Source organism: Pseudoalteromonas citrea, assembly GCF_000238375.3.
Lineage (GTDB): Bacteria > Pseudomonadota > Gammaproteobacteria > Enterobacterales > Alteromonadaceae > Pseudoalteromonas > Pseudoalteromonas citrea.
Genome location: NZ_AHBZ03000021.1, coordinates 357,110 through 379,219, shown reverse-complemented (window position 1 = coordinate 379,219; position 22,110 = coordinate 357,110). Strand labels below are relative to the sequence as shown.

At 41.0% G+C, this 22,110-nt stretch carries 17 protein-coding genes; 7 read left to right on the top strand and 10 right to left on the bottom strand.

From position 1 onward, the window contains the following. Positions 1 to 90 precede the first annotated feature (90 nt). Positions 91 to 987 carry a DMT family transporter gene (locus PCIT_RS13495; protein ID WP_010364470.1) on the bottom strand — a complete coding sequence of 299 codons (897 nt, stop codon included), beginning with the start codon at positions 985 to 987 and terminating at the stop codon, positions 91 to 93. Positions 988 to 1,135: 148 nt separating this feature from the next. Here PCIT_RS13495 and PCIT_RS13490 point away from each other — a divergent pair, with 148 nt between their 5' ends. From PCIT_RS13490 to PCIT_RS13470, 5 genes are all read left to right on the top strand, one after another. Beyond that, positions 1,136 to 2,083 (top strand): homoserine O-succinyltransferase, encoded by a 948-nt coding sequence (locus PCIT_RS13490; RefSeq protein ID WP_010364473.1) that lies wholly within the window; start codon positions 1,136 to 1,138, stop codon positions 2,081 to 2,083. After that, positions 2,073 to 3,143, top strand: a complete 1,071-nt coding sequence (locus PCIT_RS13485; protein ID WP_010364475.1) for a homocysteine S-methyltransferase family protein — start codon at positions 2,073 to 2,075, stop codon at positions 3,141 to 3,143. Before PCIT_RS13490 ends, PCIT_RS13485 begins: the two co-directional genes overlap by 11 nt. Before the next feature lie 10 nt (positions 3,144 to 3,153). Continuing rightward, complete coding sequence (metH, locus tag PCIT_RS13480) at positions 3,154 to 5,784, top strand: methionine synthase (RefSeq protein ID WP_010364476.1); 2,631 nt, start codon at positions 3,154 to 3,156, stop codon at positions 5,782 to 5,784. Positions 5,785 to 5,993: 209 nt separating this feature from the next. Further along, positions 5,994 to 6,875, top strand: coding sequence for a hypothetical protein (locus tag PCIT_RS13475; protein WP_010364477.1), 882 nt, complete (start codon positions 5,994 to 5,996; stop codon positions 6,873 to 6,875). 74 nt (positions 6,876 to 6,949) lie between these two features. Beyond that, entirely contained in the window at positions 6,950 to 8,716 is a 1,767-nt protein-coding gene (locus PCIT_RS13470) for a sensor domain-containing diguanylate cyclase (RefSeq protein ID WP_162144411.1), read from the top strand. A 45-nt stretch (positions 8,717 to 8,761) separates the two neighbouring features. On the opposite strand, the gene PCIT_RS13465 is transcribed toward PCIT_RS13470, so the two are convergent. Both PCIT_RS13465 and PCIT_RS13460 read right to left on the bottom strand, forming a co-directional pair. After that, positions 8,762 to 9,967, bottom strand: a complete 1,206-nt coding sequence (locus PCIT_RS13465) for an ABC transporter permease (RefSeq protein ID WP_010364479.1) — start codon at positions 9,965 to 9,967, stop codon at positions 8,762 to 8,764. A 10-nt stretch (positions 9,968 to 9,977) separates the two neighbouring features. After that, a complete protein-coding gene (locus PCIT_RS13460; protein WP_162144410.1) occupies positions 9,978 to 11,255 on the bottom strand; it encodes an ABC transporter permease in 1,278 nt (425 codons plus the stop codon). A 327-nt stretch (positions 11,256 to 11,582) separates the two neighbouring features. Here PCIT_RS13460 and hrpB point away from each other — a divergent pair, with 327 nt between their 5' ends. After that, positions 11,583 to 14,009: an ATP-dependent helicase HrpB gene (gene hrpB, locus PCIT_RS13455; protein ID WP_010364481.1), complete on the top strand. Its 2,427-nt coding sequence runs from the start codon at positions 11,583 to 11,585 to the stop codon at positions 14,007 to 14,009. Between the two features lie 360 nt (positions 14,010 to 14,369). On the opposite strand, the gene PCIT_RS13450 is transcribed toward hrpB, so the two are convergent. From PCIT_RS13450 to PCIT_RS13430, 5 genes are all read right to left on the bottom strand, one after another. Next, on the bottom strand, positions 14,370 to 15,308 hold the full coding sequence (locus PCIT_RS13450) for a LysR family transcriptional regulator (RefSeq protein WP_010364482.1): 939 nt from the start codon (positions 15,306 to 15,308) through the stop codon (positions 14,370 to 14,372). Beyond that, complete coding sequence (gene aceK, locus PCIT_RS13445) at positions 15,295 to 17,043, bottom strand: bifunctional isocitrate dehydrogenase kinase/phosphatase (protein ID WP_010364483.1); 1,749 nt, start codon at positions 17,041 to 17,043, stop codon at positions 15,295 to 15,297. Before aceK ends, PCIT_RS13450 begins: the two co-directional genes overlap by 14 nt. A gap of 74 nt (positions 17,044 to 17,117) precedes the next feature. After that, positions 17,118 to 17,591, bottom strand: coding sequence for a DUF4124 domain-containing protein (locus PCIT_RS13440; RefSeq protein ID WP_010364484.1), 474 nt, complete (start codon positions 17,589 to 17,591; stop codon positions 17,118 to 17,120). Positions 17,592 to 17,652: 61 nt separating this feature from the next. Beyond that, on the bottom strand, positions 17,653 to 19,149 hold the full coding sequence (locus PCIT_RS13435; protein ID WP_010364485.1) for a DUF3413 domain-containing protein: 1,497 nt from the start codon (positions 19,147 to 19,149) through the stop codon (positions 17,653 to 17,655). Between the two features lie 4 nt (positions 19,150 to 19,153). Continuing rightward, positions 19,154 to 19,366, bottom strand: a complete 213-nt coding sequence (locus PCIT_RS13430) for a YejL family protein (protein ID WP_010364487.1) — start codon at positions 19,364 to 19,366, stop codon at positions 19,154 to 19,156. A gap of 65 nt (positions 19,367 to 19,431) precedes the next feature. Between PCIT_RS13430 and yejK the strand changes: the two genes are divergently transcribed. After that, entirely contained in the window at positions 19,432 to 20,445 is a 1,014-nt protein-coding gene (yejK, locus tag PCIT_RS13425; RefSeq protein ID WP_010364489.1) for a nucleoid-associated protein YejK, read from the top strand. Between the two features lie 70 nt (positions 20,446 to 20,515). On the opposite strand, the gene PCIT_RS13420 is transcribed toward yejK, so the two are convergent. Both PCIT_RS13420 and PCIT_RS13415 read right to left on the bottom strand, forming a co-directional pair. Beyond that, positions 20,516 to 21,505 (bottom strand): LPP20 family lipoprotein, encoded by a 990-nt coding sequence (locus tag PCIT_RS13420; RefSeq protein WP_010364491.1) that lies wholly within the window; start codon positions 21,503 to 21,505, stop codon positions 20,516 to 20,518. Beyond that, positions 21,495 to 22,109 (bottom strand): penicillin-binding protein activator LpoB, encoded by a 615-nt coding sequence (locus PCIT_RS13415; protein WP_010364493.1) that lies wholly within the window; start codon positions 22,107 to 22,109, stop codon positions 21,495 to 21,497. The genes PCIT_RS13420 and PCIT_RS13415 overlap by 11 nt, the downstream gene beginning before the upstream one ends. Between the last annotated feature and the right edge of the window lies 1 nt (position 22,110).

The following is a 22,110-nucleotide window of genomic DNA, read 5'->3' as shown; positions in this document are numbered from 1 at the left end:
TGGCCTCCTTCCTCTTTTTATCTCTTCATCTACACAATTTATTGTCATTTCTAATTCGAGTTATTTTAGCGATTTTTATGATGCGCTGAATTATGCACTTAGTAACACACCCACCCCAAATAAGGCCAACACCCCCCCTAATATCATGTTGCGCGTGATCGCCTCTTTTTTAATGAGCGCGAGTGTCATTACCATTAATGGCGCGGTTGCTAAAATAGTTTGTGCAATAGCAGGATCGGTATATTTTACTGCGCCTAGCTGCAGCCAAAGGCCAATAAAGGTGCCAAAGAATACCGCGATAAATAACCATTTTTTATTGCTGATCCCTTTAAGCTTGATAGCTTTGCTTAGGCTGTGCTGCTTTAAAAAAGCAACTAATATAGCCACTGCGAACGTGCCAGACAGTAAGCGGATCATTGCGGCCCATAGGCTACTGGTTGCTTCATCTCCCATACCTGCTTTTGACATTACCATCCCCGCGGCTTGGCAACTGGCTGCAATTAAGGCAAATGCGACGCCGAATTTGTATTGTTGTTTGTCAAGCTTGGGTAAAGCACAGTGTGGCTTGATAGCTAAAATAACTCCTAGAGTAGTGATGGCGATGCCAAACCAAGCGACGGTATTTAAGTATGTGCCCAAAATGATAATATTGAGTATCCCCGCGATGGCCGGGGCCAGCGATTCAATGACTAAGGTTCTGGCGGGGCCTATGTTTCTTAATGCAGCAAAATAGGCGCTGTCTCCAATGGCGATGCCAACAATGCCACTTGCGATTAACCATAGCCATGCATTAGCGTGACTGGGCAGTGCGCTGTCTTGGAGTAGAAATAAAGCAACACACATCATGGCAGATGCCATAACGCCTTTACTCACGTTTAGCTCAAAGGGTGACAGTGTATGACTAAAACGCTTATAAATAACCGTAGAGCACGCCCACACCAATGCAGCACTGATGGCTGCCACTTCACCTAGCCCAATATTCAGCATACCTTCCCTTTAATTTATATTTGTTATTCTTCTTTTAATATGGATAACCATAAACCCCCACCATTGTTTAGACGTCTGTACATCTAGAGGTTGAAATTTCTGTCGTTGCGTTCATAATAACAGAGTATTTTAAACTCAGGAGAACCGTGTGCCGATCACAGTCAAAGACGAATTACCCGCTATTTTGCAGTTACGTCAAGAAAATGTGTTTGTAATGCCAAAAAGTCGCGCAAAATCGCAAGAGATCCGCCCGATGCGTTTGGCCATTTTAAACTTGATGCCTAATAAAGTAGAAACGGAAGTTCAGTTTATTCGTTTACTGGCTAATTCTCCTTTGCAGGTGAACGTTGATCTGTTGCGGTTAGATACTCACCGTAGTTCTGAAAATTCAGAGCATCATTTAGATATGTTTTATCGTTATTTTTCGGATGTAAAAGACAACAACTATGATGCGCTTATTGTGACGGGCGCACCGTTGGCACATTTAGAATATGAAGATGTAACGTACTGGAGTGAGCTACAAACCTTTTTTGATTGGGCTGAGAACCATGCGACTTCAACGTTGTTTTCTTGCTGGGCGGCCCATGCAGGGTTATTTCATCACCATGGATTAAAACGAGCGCTTAAAGAGAATAAGCTTTGCGGTGTGTTTAAACACCGTTGTTATTTTGAACATGGTGCGTTGACGCGAGGCTTTGACGACGAGTTTGTGGTGCCGCATTCTCGTTATGGTCATATTGACGCAGATAAAATTGATGAAACCGATGACTTAATTACCCTTGCAGGCTCTGAAAGGGTTGGGGCATATTTAATAAAGAACCAATCAGGGAGCCAAGTGTATTTAACGGGTCATCCTGAATATGACGCAGACACATTGCAAAAAGAATATACCAGAGATCTGAGCAAAAGCGCTGATGCGGCTATGCCTGAGGGGTACTTTCCTGATGATAATGCTGACAAGCGCCCATCTAAAACGTGGCAAAGCCATGCCTTTTTGTTATTCTCGAACTGGCTAAACTACTATGTTTACCAAACCACGCCATATGATATTAACCTCGTTAGCCAAGATGTAAGGACTAACAGCTATGCCGAATAATTTACCGTCGAATAAAAGCGCAGCTTTAACCGAAGCGATGAAAAACCGTATTCTGATCCTAGATGGTGCAATGGGCACCATGATCCAGCAATATAAATTTGAAGAAGAAGACTATCGTGGTGAGCGCTTTAAAGATTGGCATGTGTTGATCAAAGGCAATAACGATTTATTGAGTTTGACTAAACCAGAGGTGATCAGAGATATTCACAGTCAGTTTTTAGCATCTGGTGCAGACATTATTGAAACAAATACCTTTAATGCCACAACCATCTCAATGGACGATTACGAAATGGCTAGCCTTAGCCGTGAAATCAATATTGAATCGGCGAAATTGGCAAGAGCGGTGTGTGACGAATTTACCGCACAAAACCCAGATAAACCTCGCTATGTAGCGGGTGTGTTAGGGCCAACATCTAAAACCTGTTCGATTTCTCCTGATGTAAATGACCCAGGTTATCGCAATATCACCTTTGATAAATTAGTCGAGGCGTATGTTGAGTCAACGCTTGCTTTAATGGAGGGAGGCGCGGATCTCATTTTAATCGAAACCATTTTTGATACCTTAAATGCCAAAGCAGCCTCGTTTGCTGTTGAAGAAGCGTTTGAGCAAGCAGGTGTTACCTTGCCGGTGATGATTTCAGGTACCATTACCGATGCATCTGGGCGCACGTTATCAGGCCAAACAACCGAAGCTTTTTATAACTCTATTCGTCATATAAAGCCTATTTCAATAGGGCTAAACTGTGCATTAGGACCTGATCTGTTACGTCAGTATGTGGTGGAGTTATCGCGCGTATGTGAAACATTTACGTCGGTTCACCCTAACGCCGGTTTACCCAATGAATTTGGTGAATATGACCTAGAAGCGGATGAAATGGCGAAAGAAATTATAGATTGGGGTAAAGAGGGCTACATTAATATTGTTGGAGGCTGTTGTGGTACAACGCCTGCGCATATTAAAGCCTTTGCTGATGGCCTTACAGGTGTAAAACCTCGTGCATTACCTGAACTAGACGTCCGTATGCGTTTGGCTGGTCTTGAAGCCTGTAATTTGAATTAGGAAGTCGTCAATGAGTCAAGCAACAGCAGTATTTACCAACGTTGGTGAGCGTACAAATGTCACAGGATCTGCGCGTTTTAAACGCCTAATATTAGAAGAAGATTATGAAACCGCACTAAGCGTCGCACGTGAACAAGTAGAAAGTGGCGCCCAAGTGATTGATATCAACATGGATGAAGCCATGTTGGACTCAAAAGCGGCGATGGTGAAGTTTTTAAACTTGATCGCCTCAGAGCCTGATATTTCTCGTGTGCCAATTATGGTCGACTCCTCTAAGTGGGAAGTCATTGAAGCGGGTTTAAAGTGTATTCAAGGTAAGGCCATTGTTAACTCTATCTCTTTAAAAGAAGGGGAAGAGCCTTTTATTCGTCAAGCAAAAATAATTAAACGTTTTGGTGCTGCAGCCGTTGTAATGGCGTTTGATGAAACAGGCCAAGCGGAAACAGAAGATCGTAAGTTTGAAATTTGTCAGCGCTCATACCGTATTTTGGTTGACCAGTTAGGTTTTCCGCCTGAAGACATTATTTTTGACCCGAATATTTTTGCTGTGGCAACCGGTATTGAAGAGCATGACAATTATGCGGTTGAATTTATTGAAGGCACACGCCGGATAAAACAAGGGTTACCGCATTGTAAAGTGTCGGGTGGGGTATCGAACGTCTCGTTTTCGTTTCGTGGGAATAACCCGGTTCGTGAAGCAATTCACTCGGTGTTTTTATACCATGCGATCAAAGCCGGTATGGATATGGGGATTGTAAACGCAGGGCAACTTGCGGTTTATGATGATATTCCACAAGAACTGCGAAAAGCCGTTGAAGATGTGGTACTCAATACTGACCCTGGCGCTGGTGAGCGGCTGGTGGAGCTTGCGCCGAAATATTCAGGTATGGCACAAGCTGAAAAGGTGGAAGATCTAGAATGGCGTACTTGGCCAGTTGAAAAGCGCCTTGAACATGCTTTGGTTAAAGGTATTACCAATTATATTGATGAAGACACTGAAGAGTGTCGTGCCAGTATGGATAAGCCCATACAAGTCATTGAAGGGCCATTAATGGATGGCATGAATGTGGTTGGGGATCTGTTTGGTGCAGGTAAAATGTTTTTACCTCAGGTGGTTAAATCTGCACGGGTAATGAAACGTGCTGTTGCCTACCTAGACCCTTTCATTGATGCAGAGAAAGAAGAAGGCGCAACCAACGGTAAAATCATCATGGCGACCGTAAAAGGGGATGTACATGATATTGGTAAGAACATTGTTGGCGTGGTGTTACAGTGTAATAACTACGAAGTGGTCGACTTAGGCGTGATGGTGCCTGCAGAGAAGATTTTGCAAACGGCCATAGATGAAAACGCCGATGTGATCGGGCTTTCTGGGTTAATTACGCCATCGCTTGATGAAATGGTGCATGTTGCCAAAGAAATGAAGCGTCGAAACTTTGAACTGCCATTACTCATTGGTGGCGCAACCACATCAAAAGCGCATACTGCGGTTAAAATTGAACCTCAGTACGATAAAGGCGTGGTGTATGTGAATAATGCCAGTCGTGCAGTAGGTGTAGTATCGAATTTATTAAGTAAAACGCAAAAGAGCGAGTTTTTATCTAAAACAGCGGCTGAGTATGTCAAAGTACGAGAGCAGCAGGCACGTAAAAAGCCACGTTCAAAACCGGTAACACTGCAACGCGCACGCGATAATGCCATTCAAATTGATTGGAAAAACTATACGCCACCGGTACCGAAAAAGTTAGGGGTAACCGAGTTTCGCGATGTGAGCATTAAGACATTACGTAAATATATTGATTGGACTCCGTATTTTATGACGTGGTCATTAGCAGGTAAATACCCGCGTATTTTAGACGATGAAATCGTCGGTGAGGAAGCAAAAAGCCTGTTCAAAGATGCCAATGAGATGCTTGATGAGTATGAAAAAAGTGGTGCACTCAAGCCGCTTGGGGTCATAGGCTTGTTTCCGGCAAACCGAGTAGGTGATGACATTGAGATTTATACTGATGAAACACGCTCAGAGGTATTAACGACATCATGTCATTTACGTCAGCAAACAGAAAAAACGGACTTTCCTAATTACTGCTTGGCAGATTACATTGCGCCGAAGGGTATTGCAGATTATTACGGTGGCTTTGCGGTGACGGGGGGTCTTGAAGAAGACGACTTGGCTGATGCATTTGATGCCAAGCAAGACGACTACAATAAAATAATGGTTAAGGCCGTAGCGGATCGTTTGGCGGAAGCATTTGCAGAGTATTTACACGAGCAAGTACGAAAAGAGTTTTGGGGTTATGTGCCTGACGAGAGCTTGAGTAATGAAGAACTTATTCGTGAAAATTACCAAGGCATACGTCCAGCACCAGGCTACCCAGCTTGCCCTGAGCACACTGAGAAGAAAAAGATTTGGCAGTTACTTGATACTGAGCAGCGTATTGGTATGCAGTTAACCTCTTCTTATGCGATGTGGCCAGGCGCTGCGGTGTCGGGTTGGTACTTTTCTCACCCTGACTGTAAATATTATGCCGTTGCGAGTATTCAAAAAGACCAAGTTGAAGACTATGCAACACGTACCAACATGACACTTGAAGAAGCTGAGCGCTGGTTATCACCAAATTTAGGCTATGAACCTGCGTAGTTAATGTTTGGCTAAGGGCGTTTAAGAAACCTGTAATTCTTAATCGCCCTTTTGAGTAAAAATTATTAACTTACCAATTTTCCCCTCTAAAGTTCTCTATCTTGTGTCAATCACAATAATATTCCTGCCTAAGTTAACCAATTAATTTTTATTCTTGTATAATTAAACCGAATTAAATTTTTTATTCTCTTTGATTGTTGGAATTGTGAATGAAATGGTGTTGGTTTTTTTTATTTGTATCTAGCTTTGCTTATGCCAAGCCACCGCTCGTGATTGATATTATTAGCAGTGAAAACTTTAGCCAACGATACAAAGAGTTTTTAGCGGGACGGTCAGTTTTAGACATTGATGACTTTCATCCTTCAACCAAAGGGTCTCATATCGAGATCATTGAAATGGTGCTTTTGCAGCAAGCACTCTTTTTAGGCGGTGAACATCGGCCCGTTATATTTAATCCCAAACCTTCAGTCAATATCGTAGAATTCTCAGATCTAATTGCTGGAGACAGCTTGGTATTGGCACGCTCAACATGGCATGAAGACCTACTTGATTATAAAGGATCGCTCTATATTACGGAGGCTTTGGTTGAGTATGGAGAATATGAAGCGGGGTTTTATGTTACCAAGCGTAATGTCGCTTTACATGATATGCCCGCTGAACGCCTGAATCAATTGACGGTTGTTGCAAACCCTCGGTGGAAAGTAGACTGGCGAGCACTGAATAATACCGATATTAATGTGGTGAGCTTTATTGGCCCTTGGGAAACTATGCTAGAGATGGTTGAAACCAATGTGGTTGATGCAATGCTGATTAACTTTAGTGTGAGTGAATCTTTAGTATTGAACTTTGAGGGGCGAGAGTATGTGCCCATCAATGAATTAAAATTATTGTTACCCGATTCACGACATTTTGTTGTTAGCAAACGCCACCCCGATGGTGAGCAAGTGTTTAATGCACTGAATACAGGTTTGGCTATTTTAAAACAACGAGGGATACTGAAAAAAGCGCTGATTGAATCGGGGTTCATTAGTGGGCGAGTTAAAGATTGGCACATGGTTAATGAATCAATGCTGATGCGAGCTCTACCATGAGCTGGTTAAAAAGTGGGTGGTATTATTGTCTGATTTTATTTTCGTATGAGCTCTATGGCGATGAAGATTCCCTAGTGCAAAAGCAAACAATTAATACGGCATTTGAGCAACTCAAGTACCGTATGGAAAGCGAGCATGAACTCAGTGTGTTACCTCAACTTAGGGTGATCCGCAATCAAGCTAAGCACTATGCACAACGCACCATTGAAATTCAAACAATCTTAATCGAAGCCAGTATTAGACAGCATTTTGGAGACTATAAACATAGCTTGTCGATGCATTATCAAGCGTTAGAACTTGCTGAGCAAGTTGGTAAGCCCAGTATTATGGTGGAAACATTATTGGCAATTATTGACTTAGAACTTGATTTAGAACGATATGACCATGCACAAAGATACGTAAACCAAGCTACGCAAATCGCACAGGCGCTTAATGAAGGCGATGAGCTTTTGGTACATGTGAAGCTTTGGCGGGCCAAGATCTATCTTGAGAAAGGCAGCTTCAGACAGGCTTTATATGAACTAGAGCAGGGTCAAAAGCTTGCAAAAAATAATAGCCCTTTATCTGCTCGACTGTTGTTAATTGAGGCGCAAGTTGCTTTACGGCTTGGTAATTATTTGGTCAGTCGCACCTTACTTAACGAATTTTCAATAACGTATATGTCATCTGCAGATGATAAGAGTAAGCTCGATTATCAACTTACTTTGGCGGAAAGTGCCTTACAAGCCGGTGAGTTTTCTGAGGCGATTGAATTAGCAATGAAGGGGCTTGAGCAAACTTTTCATACACGTTATTTAGAAGAGCAAGCATCTTTACAACGGCTATTGGCCAGCGCTTATGCCCAGCTTAGTGATTATCAGCAAGCGCATTTATATTTGAAACGGTACTCGTTAACAGAAAGAGCGCTTGACCAGCAAAAACGCAATAACAAAGTTTTGCAACTGGAGGCCCAATATGCGCTAGCGCACCAGCAGCAGCAGGTGAGCTTGTTAGAAAAAGACAACGCCATTCAAGCTCAGCAGATAGTGCAACATGAGCAAACGTTAGAAAATACGAAACTCACGCAGCAACGTTGGCTGCTGATCGGTTTGTTATGTTTAGCTACGGTACTGTTTATTTATTGGCGTTGGCAAAACCGCCGGTATACGTCAAAGTTAGAGATGCAAGTGGCTGAACGCACCGCTGAGCTAAAAGAAAGAAATAAGCGACTGCAAACGCTGAGCTTTACTGACAGTTTAACGGGGTTGAGTAATCGCCATTACTTTTTTAGCACCATAGATAGTCAAATCAATGCCCTGCCAGAAAAGCACGACATGATCTTTTGCATTGTTGATATTGACCACTTCAAAAAAATTAACGACACCTATGGCCATGCTGCAGGAGATCTCGTGTTACAGAGCTTTGCTGACATTCTCAAGCAGTGCACACGAAATAGTGATTTATTAGTGAGGTGGGGCGGTGAAGAGTTTTTGTTGGTAATGCCTGATATGTCGAGACGTGATGCGCAGGAGGCTGTGGAGCGGATCCGTCAGCAAGTTGAACGTTTTCCATTTATGGCCAATGGCCAAACAGTACAGTGCACCTGCTCGATAGGCTTTGCACCTTACCCTTTGACACCAGGTCTACAAGAGCAAGTCTCCTGGGAGCAAGTATTAGAACTTGCCGATAGTGGTTTATATTTAGCAAAAGAAGTACATCGCAATACCTGGATTGGGCTCGAATCAGTGCGCCAACCTAGTGCATTTGATGTGGAGTACACATTAAAACATTATAAAGAACAAGTACGTCAGGGGAACATTGTTGTTAGTAGCAGTTATGTCGGTGCTGAAATACCCGCTTGAACGAGTAATGTAGTCTAACGTGAAGACTGATTTATGTTTTAACGATTAACCGCCTCGGGTGACAATCGCAGGTGATACGCGACTTGCTTGTAAAATTGGGTGTAATGTTGCGATTTGACTCAGTAATATCATGCTACATGCGCCAAGCAGTATATAACTCATTGGTACTACGATTAACTTAAATTGCTCAATTAGATAAACGTTTGTCACTATTGTGAGTAAAGCTCCGAGTAGTGCTCCTAATGTCGCAAGAATGAATGTTTCAATCATGTAATGTTGCAGTATTTGAGATTTACTGGCACCTAATGCGCGTTGTGTGCCTATTTGCTTACGTCGAGTGACAATACTAAAACGCACTTGTGCGAATATACCCAATGCAGTGACGACGATGAGTAGTAACACAACAAAAAGTAATATATGCACTATTGCGATATCATTGATATGGCTCTGAGTGCGTTGTTCTTGTAGTGTTTTGAATTTATCTATCCAGCGGTTTGGTGTTTGCAATAGCAATTTTTTTACCTCTGCCATTGCTTCATCACGTGCGCCGTCATGTGCTCGGACAATGATATGTGGTTCTGCACTTTTTAATGTGCTCGCAGCCATAATATGCTTATCAAAGTTTCGCCATGAAGGCCATGTACCAGGGATTATATCTGCAATACCTACGATAGTATCTGCGGAACCATCGATATAGAGGGTCTCACCCAGTGCTTGGCGCCAGTTATCTGGAAATAGCGCAATCGCTAGAGCTTTAGAGATCACCACTTTAACACCAGCAGAGTCGTTGTCATCATAAATGGTAATATCACTGGGCTGGAACCACTCTCCAGCAATAAGTGCTATGCCGAGTGTATCTAAGCCATGATAACTACTGAGGTAATATCCTGCGCTCCCCATACTATTATCACTCCCTTCTACCAAACCATAAGATACATGGGCGCCAATTTCGGAATAAGGAACGGCATTAGATTGTGATGCATTATATACAGTGTCTAAGTCACGAATTGCTTGTACATTTTGCTCTATTCGATTGAGCACCTCATTATCTGGTCCTTGAATGTTCATAGTGAAACTAAAAATGTTCTGTATATCTACACCACTTGGTTTATCAATTTTTACTTGTTTTTGTATTAGTATAAAAGCCGCATTAATTAAGATTGTAAGGGTTATTGCTATTTGTATTATAAGCAGTAAAGAGGTTGTTCTTCTTTTAATCAGTGATTTTAGTATTAGACCAAATGTTTTCATAAACTTAATCTCACAAACTTTTTAACTGGCTAGAAGGCTGTACTTTAATGGCTTTATAAATAGGCCATAAGCTAAATACACAGCACGATACAACCGACAAGATTAAAGTCATAATTGCAAGTGTTAGGTTCATTTCCATAATTTGTTTAGGTAGAAAAGTTAAGATTTTTTGTGCAGCTAACAAGCCTAGTTTGGTGAGTAGCAAGCCAAAGCACCCGCCAATGACACTAATTAATAATGTTTCACTGCCAAATTGGAAAGCAATATTTTGTTGGCTAGCGCCTACAGCTCGGCGTAATCCGACTTCACCTCGCTTATTGTAGAACTTATTTAACATCAGGCTCATACAGTTTAATAGACACACTATTAAGAACGAAAATGCCAGCCACACAGCTAACTTTGTGTCCTCCGGGATCATTTTCTCTCTCGTTAAATAGTTTTTTATATTGAGCGTGTAACTTGCAAGCGCTCTCTGAAAGCGACCAGCTTGTTTTTGCTGCGCGTCATAGTTGTTTAGAAAATTATTATATTGCGGTAAATCAGCACCAGAATTTAGCTCAACCCAAAAATGCAGCCACACGCAGCTTGAAGCTAACAAGGTAGAAAAGGATTCATCAGTTGGATAGTTGACGCAATAGTATCGAGTATCGGATTTAGCAAATAACCCATTTTGAATTTGACTCTGGAATGGGATCATTATATCTCTTGGATTTACAAAGCCTTCTGTTCTTACATAATAAAACTTCGGAGTAGGGAGCCAGTTATCGGTGACGCCAGAAATCGTCAATATAAAGTTTCCCATTATGATCTGCTTACCAACGGAGTTTTCACCATTAAATAGCTGTTGATTGAGTTCACTACTGATCACGGCAACGAGTTCTCCTTTTTCATCAGCACGTTTAGACCAAGCAGAGCCAAACAGGAAAGGAACATCAAACATTGGGAAAAAGTCATGGTTTATGGTCAACATAGATCGCAGTCTGGCGTCTGTGATCGGCTGATGTGCCGCTCTGATTTGATCTCGGTAAGTACCAATGACAGATTGATGTTTTATCAATGAACTGGCTTTATGCGCTGAAAAAAGGTTTTCAGCATCCTGGTAAGTCATCATTGATGGTGCATCTTCTTTACCATCTAGCTCTCGATAAGGACGCTCGGCAGACCAGCTACTTAGGTGGATAAGCTGCAGTGTATCTTGCTTAGTGGGCATTGGATGTTGATTCATCATATAGCTTATGGTGTAAGTGACCATAGAAGCGGCAATACCTAATGCGATTATCAATATCATGAGTAGGCTTAATACAGGTGTTTTTTTAATACTGATCCAGGCCAACTTTAAATAATATTGAAACATAACCTACCGCGCTCGCCTTTATTTAGGTGAATAATACTGCTAAATAAATAATACAGATGTAATATATTATTTATTTCATTACTTGAGCTAATCGCTTAACCCATTAATAAATACTCTTTTTTGACCTTTCTTGCAACCTTTTGTTTACTTCAATGTAACTTAAGGCTGATTTGCTCCATGATTCATTGTGATGCTAAAAAGGTGCAAATACCGACTTCTAACATGTTAATATAGGTAAATATTATCCTGCTAGGGTTTGCTTTGTTACCAATAGAATCAATTTATCCTTCGCTTATTGCTGAATTAACATCTCAAAATAAAGTGCTTCTACAAGCGCCTCCCGGTGCTGGCAAGTCAACCTGGCTGCCTTTGCAGTTAGTAAGAGACGGGCATTTTAAGCGAATTATAATGCTTGAACCTCGGCGCCTTGCCGCAAGAAATATTGCGCAATTTTTAGCTAAACAGCAACAGGAGCGCGTTGGTCAAAGTATTGGGCTTCGTATTAGGAACGATGTAAAAGTTTCTAACAACACGAGGTTAGAAATAGTCACAGAGGGGATCTTGACGAGGTTAATACAGACCGATCCGGAGCTCACAGATGTTGATTTAATTATTTTTGATGAATTTCATGAACGCTCTTTGGCAGCTGATACTGCACTGGCCTTAGCACTCGAAACACAAATGGCACTCAGAGAAGACCTGAAAATATTGGTGATGTCAGCCACACTCGATACCCAACGATACCAGCAGTTTTTAGCGGGGCCGATTGTCAGTTGTGAGGGGCGTAGTTTTCCTATTGAAACGGTGTACGAGCCTTTGCAGGATGAATCAAAATGGTTAGATGCAATTGCTGGTATAGTGGTTAAAGCACTTAAAGAACAACAAGGTAGTGCCTTGGTTTTCTTACCTGGTCAGCGCGAGATTCAGCGAGTAGCGCAAATGTTGTTGGATTATAAATTGTCCGATACTGAAATAGTAACGCTATTTGGTGACCAAGATAAGAACACTCAACAAGCAGCTATTTCACCTGCAAAAGAAGGGCTTAGAAAGGTGGTATTAACCACGAATGTGGCTGAGACATCTTTAACAATTGAAGGGATAAGGATTGTTGTAGATAGCGGAAAACGTCGGGCTGCACAATTTAACCTTAAAACCGGTGTGACAGAGCTTGCTACAGTGTCAATTTCTAGGTCATCTGCGATTCAGCGGGCTGGGCGGGCAGGGAGAGTAGAGCCCGGTGTTGTATATAGACTTGGATCACATGAACAATTTGAACGACGGGATAGCCATGATGTACCAGAGATACTCAGTTCAGATATTGCGAGCTTGCTATTAGAAGCAAAAGTTTGGGGAAGTGATATCTCAGACCTACCATTATTAGATCAGCCAACTGATATTCAAATATTGCAAGCCTCTAAGTTACTAGAAATGCTTGAGGTGATAGATAAAAGTGGCAAGCTAACTCCGCTTGGGAGCAAGGTGCATAGTTTTGGTACTGAACCTCGTTTGGCGCACATGCTGATCAAAGTACAAGCTTTGGAAGCTGAATATAGTGGCATAATGGCGTTAGCCTGCTATTTTGTTGCATTATTAGAAAGCAGGGTGAGCAGTAGCCCAGAATTAAGGGTTGCTCTATTAAGCCAGTTTGAGCGACCACACCCAGTATTCACTCAACAATTAAATCAATGGTTTAAGCGTTTAAAAGTAACTAAGCCTACCTCTCTCGCTACAGAATATCTCAGTATTATAGTCGCGCTGGCATTTCCAGATAGGTTAGCAAAAAGGCGAGGGCAAGGGTTTGTATTAGCCAATGGTGCGGGCGTAAATAATCACGAAAGTCATTGGTTGAGTGACGATTATATTGCGATTGCAGCGCTTGGTGGGCATAAAGGCCAGCGTATATTTAGTGCGACTGATTTATCAATCAAGCAATTGAATGATGTATTACCTTATTTGTTTTCTCACTATAGTATTTGTGAGTTTGATGAAAAAAAAGGACGCTTTTTACATGAAGATCGCCGAGTGATTGGTGATTTGATCATTGATGCGGTACCAAGCTCGAAAGAGATTGATATAGCAACGAGAACCCAAGCTTGGTTAGCGCTAATTCAAAAACATGGTTTTGCGCTATTTCAACAATATGACGATGTAAAACCTTTCCTTAATCGCTTGTCATTAGCGTCACGTTTCTATCCGTCTGAGTTTAATAATTTAGAAGAGCTGGCCTTATTTAAAGAGATAAATAAATGGCTTGCTCCCTTTTTACATGATGTTAAACAGCTGACACAGTTGAAAAAACTAGACTTAAAATCAGCTTTAATTAGCTGCTTAGATTGGCAACAACAACAGCTATTAGAACAAATACTACCAAGCAGGATTCAGGTTCCGAGTGGCTCTAATGTAAAAATCATATATCAACTTGAAGGGCCAGCTAAAGTGTCGGTTCGCATGCAAGAGGTATATGGGTTAACTGAAACACCTAAATTATGTCGAGGGCAGTTGCCGTTATTGATGGAGCTATTGTCACCGGCGCGAAGGCCATTACAGTTAACGCAAGATTTGGCACATTTTTGGAAAAACAGTTACAAAGACGTGCAAAAGGAAATGAAAGGTCGATATCCAAAGCATTTTTGGCCGGACGATCCTGCCACTTCACAAGCGACCAATAAAGTTAAAAGTCGAATGTAACTGGGCTGTGCTGGTAGCATAGGTAAAAAGAAGAGATTTTTTATTAGCGCAATGTGCAAGGGAGTTCGGTAGTAAGCAGCACAGACAGTGCAATTTAAGCAGTTTGCAACATCAATTATGGCATTTTCTGACCAAGATTTAGTATTGGCTTTACCTTACTTTAAAGTACGCACTTTTACAGCAAAGGATGAGACAAATATTTGGTGATGAATATCTGACTCATTGTAACAAAGTGTGACGTTGGCTATAACTTTTAATATTATGATTACACAGCTTTTAATAAATTTGGTGTAGTTAATACGGCACAGACACAGTGTTATTTATTACGTTATGCAATACTTTAGTCATTGTGCCGCATTACTATTTGAGCTCGTCAGCGACCTCGGCAATTTTTTGTCTCAACCAAATATGACTTGCATCTCTGTGCAGTAGTGGGCTCCAGATCATATCTAACTCAAATGGCGGGATTGGGAAGGGGGGCTCTAAAATACTTAAGCCCGGATCATCTTGATAAATGTTTGCTGCTTTAGAAGGAAGAGTCGCAACTAAGTTTTGCTCTTTTGCTAAGTGAATTGCCACGTGGTAATTGCGCGTAAATGTTGCGATATTTCTGTGTTTACCGAAATGCGCGAGTGCTTCATCTACCCAACCAAGTTTTTGTACGTCCTCAGGGTCCATGCCAACACCAACACCAAAGCCTGTTTTACTCACCCATATATGGCGTGCTTTGAGATATGCATCTAGGCTAAATTGTTCGATGATAGGGTTGTCTGATTTTACCAAGCAACAAAAACTGTCTTTCCAAATGCGTTTATGATGGAATGATTGGGGTAAGTTTTCAAAGCGGTTGATCGCCATATCGACTTTGCCATTTTCTACATCATGAAAGGTGACATCACTTGGCGTTAAAATATCTAATGTTGTTTCTGGCGCCTCTGCGTGTAACTTACTCAATAATTTGGGCGCTAAAGTACTTGCTGCATAGTCACTGGCCATGATGCGAAATACGCGTTTACTTTGGCTTGCTTCAAATTCTCGATTAGGTGCAAGAGTTTCTTCTAAGGTCATTAAGATCCCGCGGACAACGGGTTGTAGCTCTAACGCTCTTTCAGTAGGCACCATCCCTTCACTGGTACGTACCAAAATAGGATCGTTAAATAAATTACGCAGACGTTTTAAACCATTACTCATTGCCGGTTGCGTAATGCTAAGTTGGTTCGCAGCTCGGGTAACATTGCACTCTCGTAGCAGAGTATCTAAATATACCAATAAGTTGAGGTCTATTTTACTGATGTTCACGGCTTTCCTTTATTATTATTTTATCTAAATATTTGAAACGCTGTTGTTGCGGGTAAGGATAAATGTGTTTAACCACTTTATTGACCACGTCCTTTTGCGCTTGTAGCCAATAATCGACACTCAGTAGGTCCTGGTGTGAATTCTTAAAAACTGCTTTGAGTTTAGGGTTTGTGAGTACAAATGTATATAGTTGTTCAGGAAATACATCTTGTGGCGCAATAGATTGTTGATCTGCGCCAGAATAGAGATCCTCAAGAGACGGCTTCTTCATGCGTCGAAAGTTCATATCGGTGAGATATTGTACTTCATCATAATCATAAAAAACGATGCGCAGGTGTTTGGTAACACCAAAGTTTTTTAATAGCATGTCACCGGGAAAAATATTTGCATGTAACATCTCTTTTAATGCGTAACCGTAATCTGTTATGGCGTGTTCGATTTGAGAGTCAGTCGCATTTTCTAAATATAAATTGAGTGGTGTCATACGCCGTTCAATATATAAGTGTTTAATGATGACAACGTCATCTTCAATCAGCATACTACCTGCAATGGTGCGCATTAAAGTAGCTAAAAGTGCTGGTTCAATGCGTCCTTTAGGAATAACAACATTAGAATACTCAATGGTATCAGCCATACGACCTACACGATCGTGGTTTTTAACGAGCTGATAGCGCTTTAATACGGTCTCTCTACCAAAGGGTTTACTCTCTGAGAATACATCTTTGATGACTTTGAATACGTAGGGGAAGTTGGGCAAAGTGAACACCATCATCACCATGCCGAGTGTACCGGGTGCAATCGTGAATTTATCTTGAGTGGTATCAAGGTGCTCTAGAAACTCACGATAAAACTCTGTTTTTCCTTGTTTGTGAAAGCCTATCGCGTTGTATAGTTCTGCAGGCGTTTTGCTGGGCATTAATTGATTTAAAAAACGCATCATGGCAGAAGGTGCATGTGTTTCTACTAAGAAATAAGCACGTGCGAAACCAAAAATAACACGCATTTGCGACGAACTTGTGAGCAACGCATCTATGTATAAGCCCCCTTTATCATGATGCAGTACTGCGATAATAAACGGTTGTACACCGCTGGTGGAAACAACTCGTCCCACAATATAGGCTGCTTTATTACGGTAAAATGGTGATTCAAGCATATCAAATCGCATCTTATGGCCATGATGGTGTGTATCGGGCGCCTGCTTAATAAATGCTTTGACTAAGTTTTTGATGTCTTGCTCGAGATCTCGAAATGGGCATTTAAAATCAATATGCTCGACAATATCGCCAATGGTGGGGATGAGCCCCTCTACAACAGGGAAGTAACTGCGATATTCAGCTTCAACAGGCAGAGCAGGGGCATTTTTGAGTGTTGTTTGGACAAAAATAAAAGCATTGTTAAAGTATCTGCGATGAAACAGCCTACAAAAAACTGAATTGTAAAAAGTTTCTGCAAGTTCGGCTTGTGGATGAAAAGTTAATAAGTCTAGATATTGCCGTTTGATATCCAACCATAGGTTTTCATTAAGGTTCGAACATGACAAATTGTCTTTCAACTGAGAGATGGTTTCTTCAACACGCAAGTCATAATGGTCAATTCGCATTGAACTTATCAGCTGCACTTTTTCCCAATCTTGTTGGGCAAATGCTTCTGGGGCATCTGCAGTAATAGATTGAAATAGTCGATAGTGCTTTGTAAAGCCTGCCAATATCAGCTTAGATATTGCAAATGCGCCCATAAAACTAACCAAGTGGTCTGACTTGTTATTAGATTAACATGATTTACAGGTTTGTTGTCAAAGGTCTTTACTGGTTATTCATAGCGTTTTAGCTTTTTTTCTATCCTAGCTATTTGCTTTGCGACTACTTTAACTTCTTTTTTGTGTTTTTTATTAATGGATTTAAGCTGCTTTTTGATGTCTTTAACGGTTTCTTTGCGCTTTTTATCATCCATCACATGTCGGATCCGTTCTTGTTGATCACGTGTGGCACGATCTCTATCCCTATTTAAAATTGCGACTTCATGTCGTTTGGCACGCAAAGATTTTTTGAGGTTACGTACTAATTGTTTTTTCTCAAGCTGATTGAGGGTTTTATAATGTTGTTCTGAAGGAATAGCCACATCTGGATCTGAATGTGAAAGAGTATGTTGCGTTGCGTTTTGACCACAGGGGAATTGACTGTAAGTTGACCCTTTTTCGTTTACGCACTTATAGTAGTTAACGACTGATTTGGCATCGAGTAAAGTGCTAAATAACAATGAAAATGCAATAATTATCTTAATCATGGTGCGTCCTTCGGCTATCTCCTTAATATTAAGATAGCCGATTAGAGCTTATTGGCAAGTGTTATTTGGTCGAGGTATCGACAGAGAACTTTTTAAGCGTTTTGATACTTTGAATTAAAAAGGGAACATCTAGCTTTTGTTCGATAGCAAACCCTTCGGCACCAGAGATATGTTCATAACTGCCATCTCTTTTTACCAGCGTAATGCGATCTTTTTTGAGCGCGACGAGTACACCTTGAGTAAAGTTTACGCCCTCACTTCTACTATGCGTTAAGTTACGTGCGATCATGGTCGCCTCAGCAAGCTTCGCGCATGTAAAATGTGTGCTGAGCAGTGTATAAGTTATATCTTGTAACTGTTTAAAGCCCATGACCTTTTGTAAAGAAGGGACATTTGTATAATACGTGCCACTGAACACAACATCACTTTGCAGGTCAGCCAATGAGAATGCAAAATAGTAACCTTGCTTATTATAATCAATGGCGTTTTGTGACCCATTAATGATGGAAATAAGCGCTTGTGATGTATTTTTATCACTCTTACTATCAACTATGTCTGAGTGCTGCAATGTCAAAATATGGCTATCTGGGTCCCATGAAGGGTGTGAATTATTAGCGGTTTGATAATAAGCCGGTAATCCAAAAGCAAGGTTAAAAAGCGCATCTTGATGATCTGAAGGCTGAATTAACTGTGGCACAGATACTAATTCAGGCTTATTGTGCGTAAAGCTTTTTAAGTCTGATTGATTCTCAAAATAAATAACAGTAACAGGCTCATTCGATGACTTACAACTGGGGAGTGTGTGCGGTATCTGATACTGGTTTTGGCTATTATCAAAATGAATCTCAGTCGCTTGCTGGTAATGTTCTATGTCCAATAAGTCATGACGAGCGAGTAGTTTTTTCGCTGTGGTTGGGTATGACAGTGGCAACACGTTATCTTGTTTGGTGATATCAAAATATGCATTTGCATCAGCCCAAATATGAATACTGTGGCTCATTGCAAAACATGAAACCAGTAGCCCAGTTGCATAGCGAGGAAATTTGAAACATTTTAGCTTGTCTAAGTGCCGCCAAGCATGATTGCCTGCAATAAGCTCTAGTGCAAAAATGAACACCATAAACCCGATACTGATTATGGCGGTTATTATCGGAGAACTGACAATTGTTTTCCCCAACACAGTAATAATGTCAGACAAAGATGAAAAGTTTAAGTGATATCCTAACTGAAAATAAACAAAAGCATCTAAGCTTAATACGCAAATACCAACGGTGGCAATGATGGCTGCCATACCTCGAATATGTCGAGGATAAGGGAAGACCATACTTAACGGGAAAATAGTCAGTACAAATGCGCTAAACGTAATAAAACTGGTATGACTGATCCAGGTTATCACCATATAAAACCAACCCAGTAATGAGGTTGGGCTTTTGTCGGCGAACAAGTAACTGCTGCTGATCAATAATACCAGCCCAATGTTTGCAAAAGTAAACCAGTGACCCCAACTGAGTAACTGGCTAGCTTTTGATGAAAAAGGGCTGTGAGGGGATAAATTCATTCAGTTATTTTACCGATTGCTCTAGTGCTTTTGCAAAGTTGGCAGCGACCGCTGGTCTTTTTCCTTCAGGCACATGTTCTTTTATAATATGCGTGATAGAATTTCCTAAACACATAAGACTTAAATCAACAGTTGCATTTTGTTGTGTTAAGACATTTAGTAGTTGATCAACAATGTCTTCAACTTGCTTGTTGGAGTATTTTGATTGGATAGGCATCAGTAAGTTCAATATTAAAGAGTTATAATTTATTTATTTTAACACTAGAGGCGTGAAAAACAAAGATGAGCATTGAGGTGAATAAGCTTGTTGTACATTATGTAGACAAGCAAGATGAAGATACACAAATCCATTTACGCAATGATGAGATGCAGGTTAATGATCGTGTAAATGTATTTATCGAACAGCTACATCACGCTTATAACGGAAAGCCAGGAAAAGGGTACTGCGCATTTAGTGGTGATAAAAACAGTCAGGTATCAGCAGCGATGCAAAGTTATCGCAATGATGAGCTGGGTTTTTGGCATATGACTGAGCAAGCCACAGAAGTACTGAAAGAAGAGTTAAATAAATACGCATTCAATGAAACCGGCTATTTGGTTTTTTGCCATTATCAATATGTCGCAACTGATTATATATTAATCGCATTGATAAATATTAAAGATCATTATTCCATAACGTCGGAGCTTGATTTATCTTCATCAAGGCATCTGGATATATCTCGTATGCAGTTAGCTGCTAAGATTGATTTATCGGCGTGGGATACTCAACCTGATGATGCGCGCTATATTTCATTTATTAAGGGTCGTGCAGGTCGTAAAGTGGCCGATTTCTTTTTAGATTTTTTAGGGTGCGAAGAAGGGATAGATCCAAAACAGCAATCTCAAGTGATGCTAGAGGCTGTGGAAGACTACTTGAGCGAGCAGCAATTCGATAAACAAGAAAAAGATACCCTTAGAAAAGAAGTTTTTGATTATTGTAACGACTGTATTGCATCGGGTGAAGATGCCAATATTGAAACGTTGTCGGACACATTATCTAAGTCAGGTGATACGCAGTTTGATGATTTCTATAAAGATCAGGATTACGCCCTAGAGGAATCATTTCCGGTAGATAAGAAAACAGTAACCAGTATGGTGAAGTTTTCTGGGTTAGGTGGTGGCGTTAGCATTGGGTTTGAGCGTAAACACTTAGGCGAGCGCGTTACGTATAATGCTGCAACAGACACTTTAACCATTAAAGGGATCCCCCCTAATTTAAAAGATCAGCTGCAGCGCTATTATGAAGATGGTGAATAACTTAGCTTATCAATCATAGAGTATGAAGGTCTTAATCAACACAGATCATGACCTTCGTAGCTTATTAATATTATGAATGCCCTGATACAACAAATTTTGCGAGCTGGTTGGATAGCCTATCAGCCAGCTTGCTCATAGCATTGCTTTTTGCAGTCTCTTTGTATGATGAAGCCGCTTTCACTTTACTGTTAAAATGTGCTTTTTCTTCACCGTTCTCACTGACGACCATATAACTTTCAGCAATGGAATAATAAGTGCCTGCTTTGTATATTTCTTGCCATTCGACTCTGAAACTCAAATCAAAATCGGCATCGGTTGATTTAATGGTTATTCCATTATTAGTGAGGGCGCTAGACAGTAAATCGTGCACTTTAGCATGCTTTAGGTGATCGGATATGACATTAAAACTCAAGCTGTTTAAAATTAGTTCACTGGTTTCAAATTGCTTATTTATCGCCTTAGGGGCCGCGACTTGAGCACTTTGCAGCATTAGTAAATATGCATTCAATTTATCGCGCTTCGCTGCCAATGTTTTTACCTCAATGGCTTTATTCAACAGCTCCGATTTACTCGCTCCTTGTAACTCTAACTGACTAATTTCGGTATCCAATGAACTGATGCTTAACTCAGTTTGCATAACGGCTTCAGTTCTATTAAATGCAGCTAGCGCGTAGGCTACTTCGCCGCTTTGAAACTCTTGCTCTATTTTCACGCCTTGCAATTGTATCGTGGGCACTGTGGAGCTAATGAGTTCATCAACATGAAATTGCATAGATTTAGCACTGGCAGATTGTTTTACGGTTGTAGAACCCGTAATTGAAACGTTGAGTTGCTTGGCTAATTCCAAGCGAGCACTTTCTTGTGCTGCTAATTGTGTTTGACGCAAATCGCCACTGCTTTTGGCAGAGCCAACACCGTATATCATATAGTCAGATGTCGGTGTCTGAGTGATCCACTGAGGTTGTGCTGTTGCAGTAGCAGTAGAGTTTGTATCAGTACTTTGACAGCCACTTAAAAGTGCAAGGCTGATGCATAACGCAATGCTTGTTTTAGAAGCCATAGCGTGAACGCTCTTGTACTTTCTGAATTTTCTTCTGTCCATTCCACACCTCGCGGTTAGTTGTCATATCGATTAAGCGCAAATCTACTTGGTAAAAAGTTACACGACTGCCGCCTTGCTCGTCTAAAAATGAATTGATTGTGCCCGACAATGCATAATCTGCACCTTGTTCTTGGCCCATCTCATTTTGCGTTTCTAAACTTGAATTGAGTTCTTGGTCTTTTCGTTCATTTCTGATTTCACCACGTAGGTCAGCACTGGCAACGAAGTCGGCTTGGCCTGAGCGTAATATTGAGCGCTTTAAGTCATTTAAAAAGGTGTCTACCGCGATATGTTGATGGGACTTATTACGAACTGACTGAATGATAATCGCTGGGCGGGTTCCTTCTTTAGCGAGATGGTCTCGTACCCATGGAAAGCTCAGCATGTCATTGATCATAGCTTCAGAAACAAGTTGTGAGTCTTTCCCGTTCCATTTATCGGATAGTGCCACTTCTTGGTTCGCATCAACACGGCGAACTTCGGTAGTTTGACAACCGGTTAATGCCAATGAGCATGCAATAAGAATAGGCGTTAGTTTGATTAGATTAGAAGGCTTTTTCATA

Bases quoted from the DNA above. Each gene is read 5' to 3' on its own strand.
- PCIT_RS13465 (WP_010364479.1), bottom strand. From the start codon at position 9,967: ATGAAAACATTTGGTCTAATACTAAAATCACTGATTAAAAGAAGAACA.
- PCIT_RS13415 (WP_010364493.1), bottom strand. From the start codon at position 22,109: ATGAAAAAGCCTTCTAATCTAATCAAACTAACGCCTATTCTTATTGCA.
- PCIT_RS13485 (WP_010364475.1), top strand. From the start codon at position 2,073: ATGCCGAATAATTTACCGTCGAATAAAAGCGCAGCTTTAACCGAAGCG.
- PCIT_RS13495 (WP_010364470.1), bottom strand. From the start codon at position 987: ATGCTGAATATTGGGCTAGGTGAAGTGGCAGCCATCAGTGCTGCATTG.
- PCIT_RS13435 (WP_010364485.1), bottom strand. From the start codon at position 19,149: ATGAATTTATCCCCTCACAGCCCTTTTTCATCAAAAGCTAGCCAGTTA.
- PCIT_RS13440 (WP_010364484.1), bottom strand. From the start codon at position 17,591: ATGATTAAGATAATTATTGCATTTTCATTGTTATTTAGCACTTTACTC.
- PCIT_RS13420 (WP_010364491.1), bottom strand. From the start codon at position 21,505: ATGGCTTCTAAAACAAGCATTGCGTTATGCATCAGCCTTGCACTTTTA.
- PCIT_RS13475 (WP_010364477.1), top strand. From the start codon at position 5,994: ATGAAATGGTGTTGGTTTTTTTTATTTGTATCTAGCTTTGCTTATGCC.
- PCIT_RS13430 (WP_010364487.1), bottom strand. From the start codon at position 19,366: ATGCCTATCCAATCAAAATACTCCAACAAGCAAGTTGAAGACATTGTT.
- metH (WP_010364476.1), top strand. From the start codon at position 3,154: ATGAGTCAAGCAACAGCAGTATTTACCAACGTTGGTGAGCGTACAAAT.
- aceK (WP_010364483.1), bottom strand. From the start codon at position 17,043: ATGGGCGCATTTGCAATATCTAAGCTGATATTGGCAGGCTTTACAAAG.
- PCIT_RS13460 (WP_162144410.1), bottom strand. From the start codon at position 11,255: ATGATATTGATAATCGCATTAGGTATTGCCGCTTCTATGGTCACTTAC.
- yejK (WP_010364489.1), top strand. From the start codon at position 19,432: ATGAGCATTGAGGTGAATAAGCTTGTTGTACATTATGTAGACAAGCAA.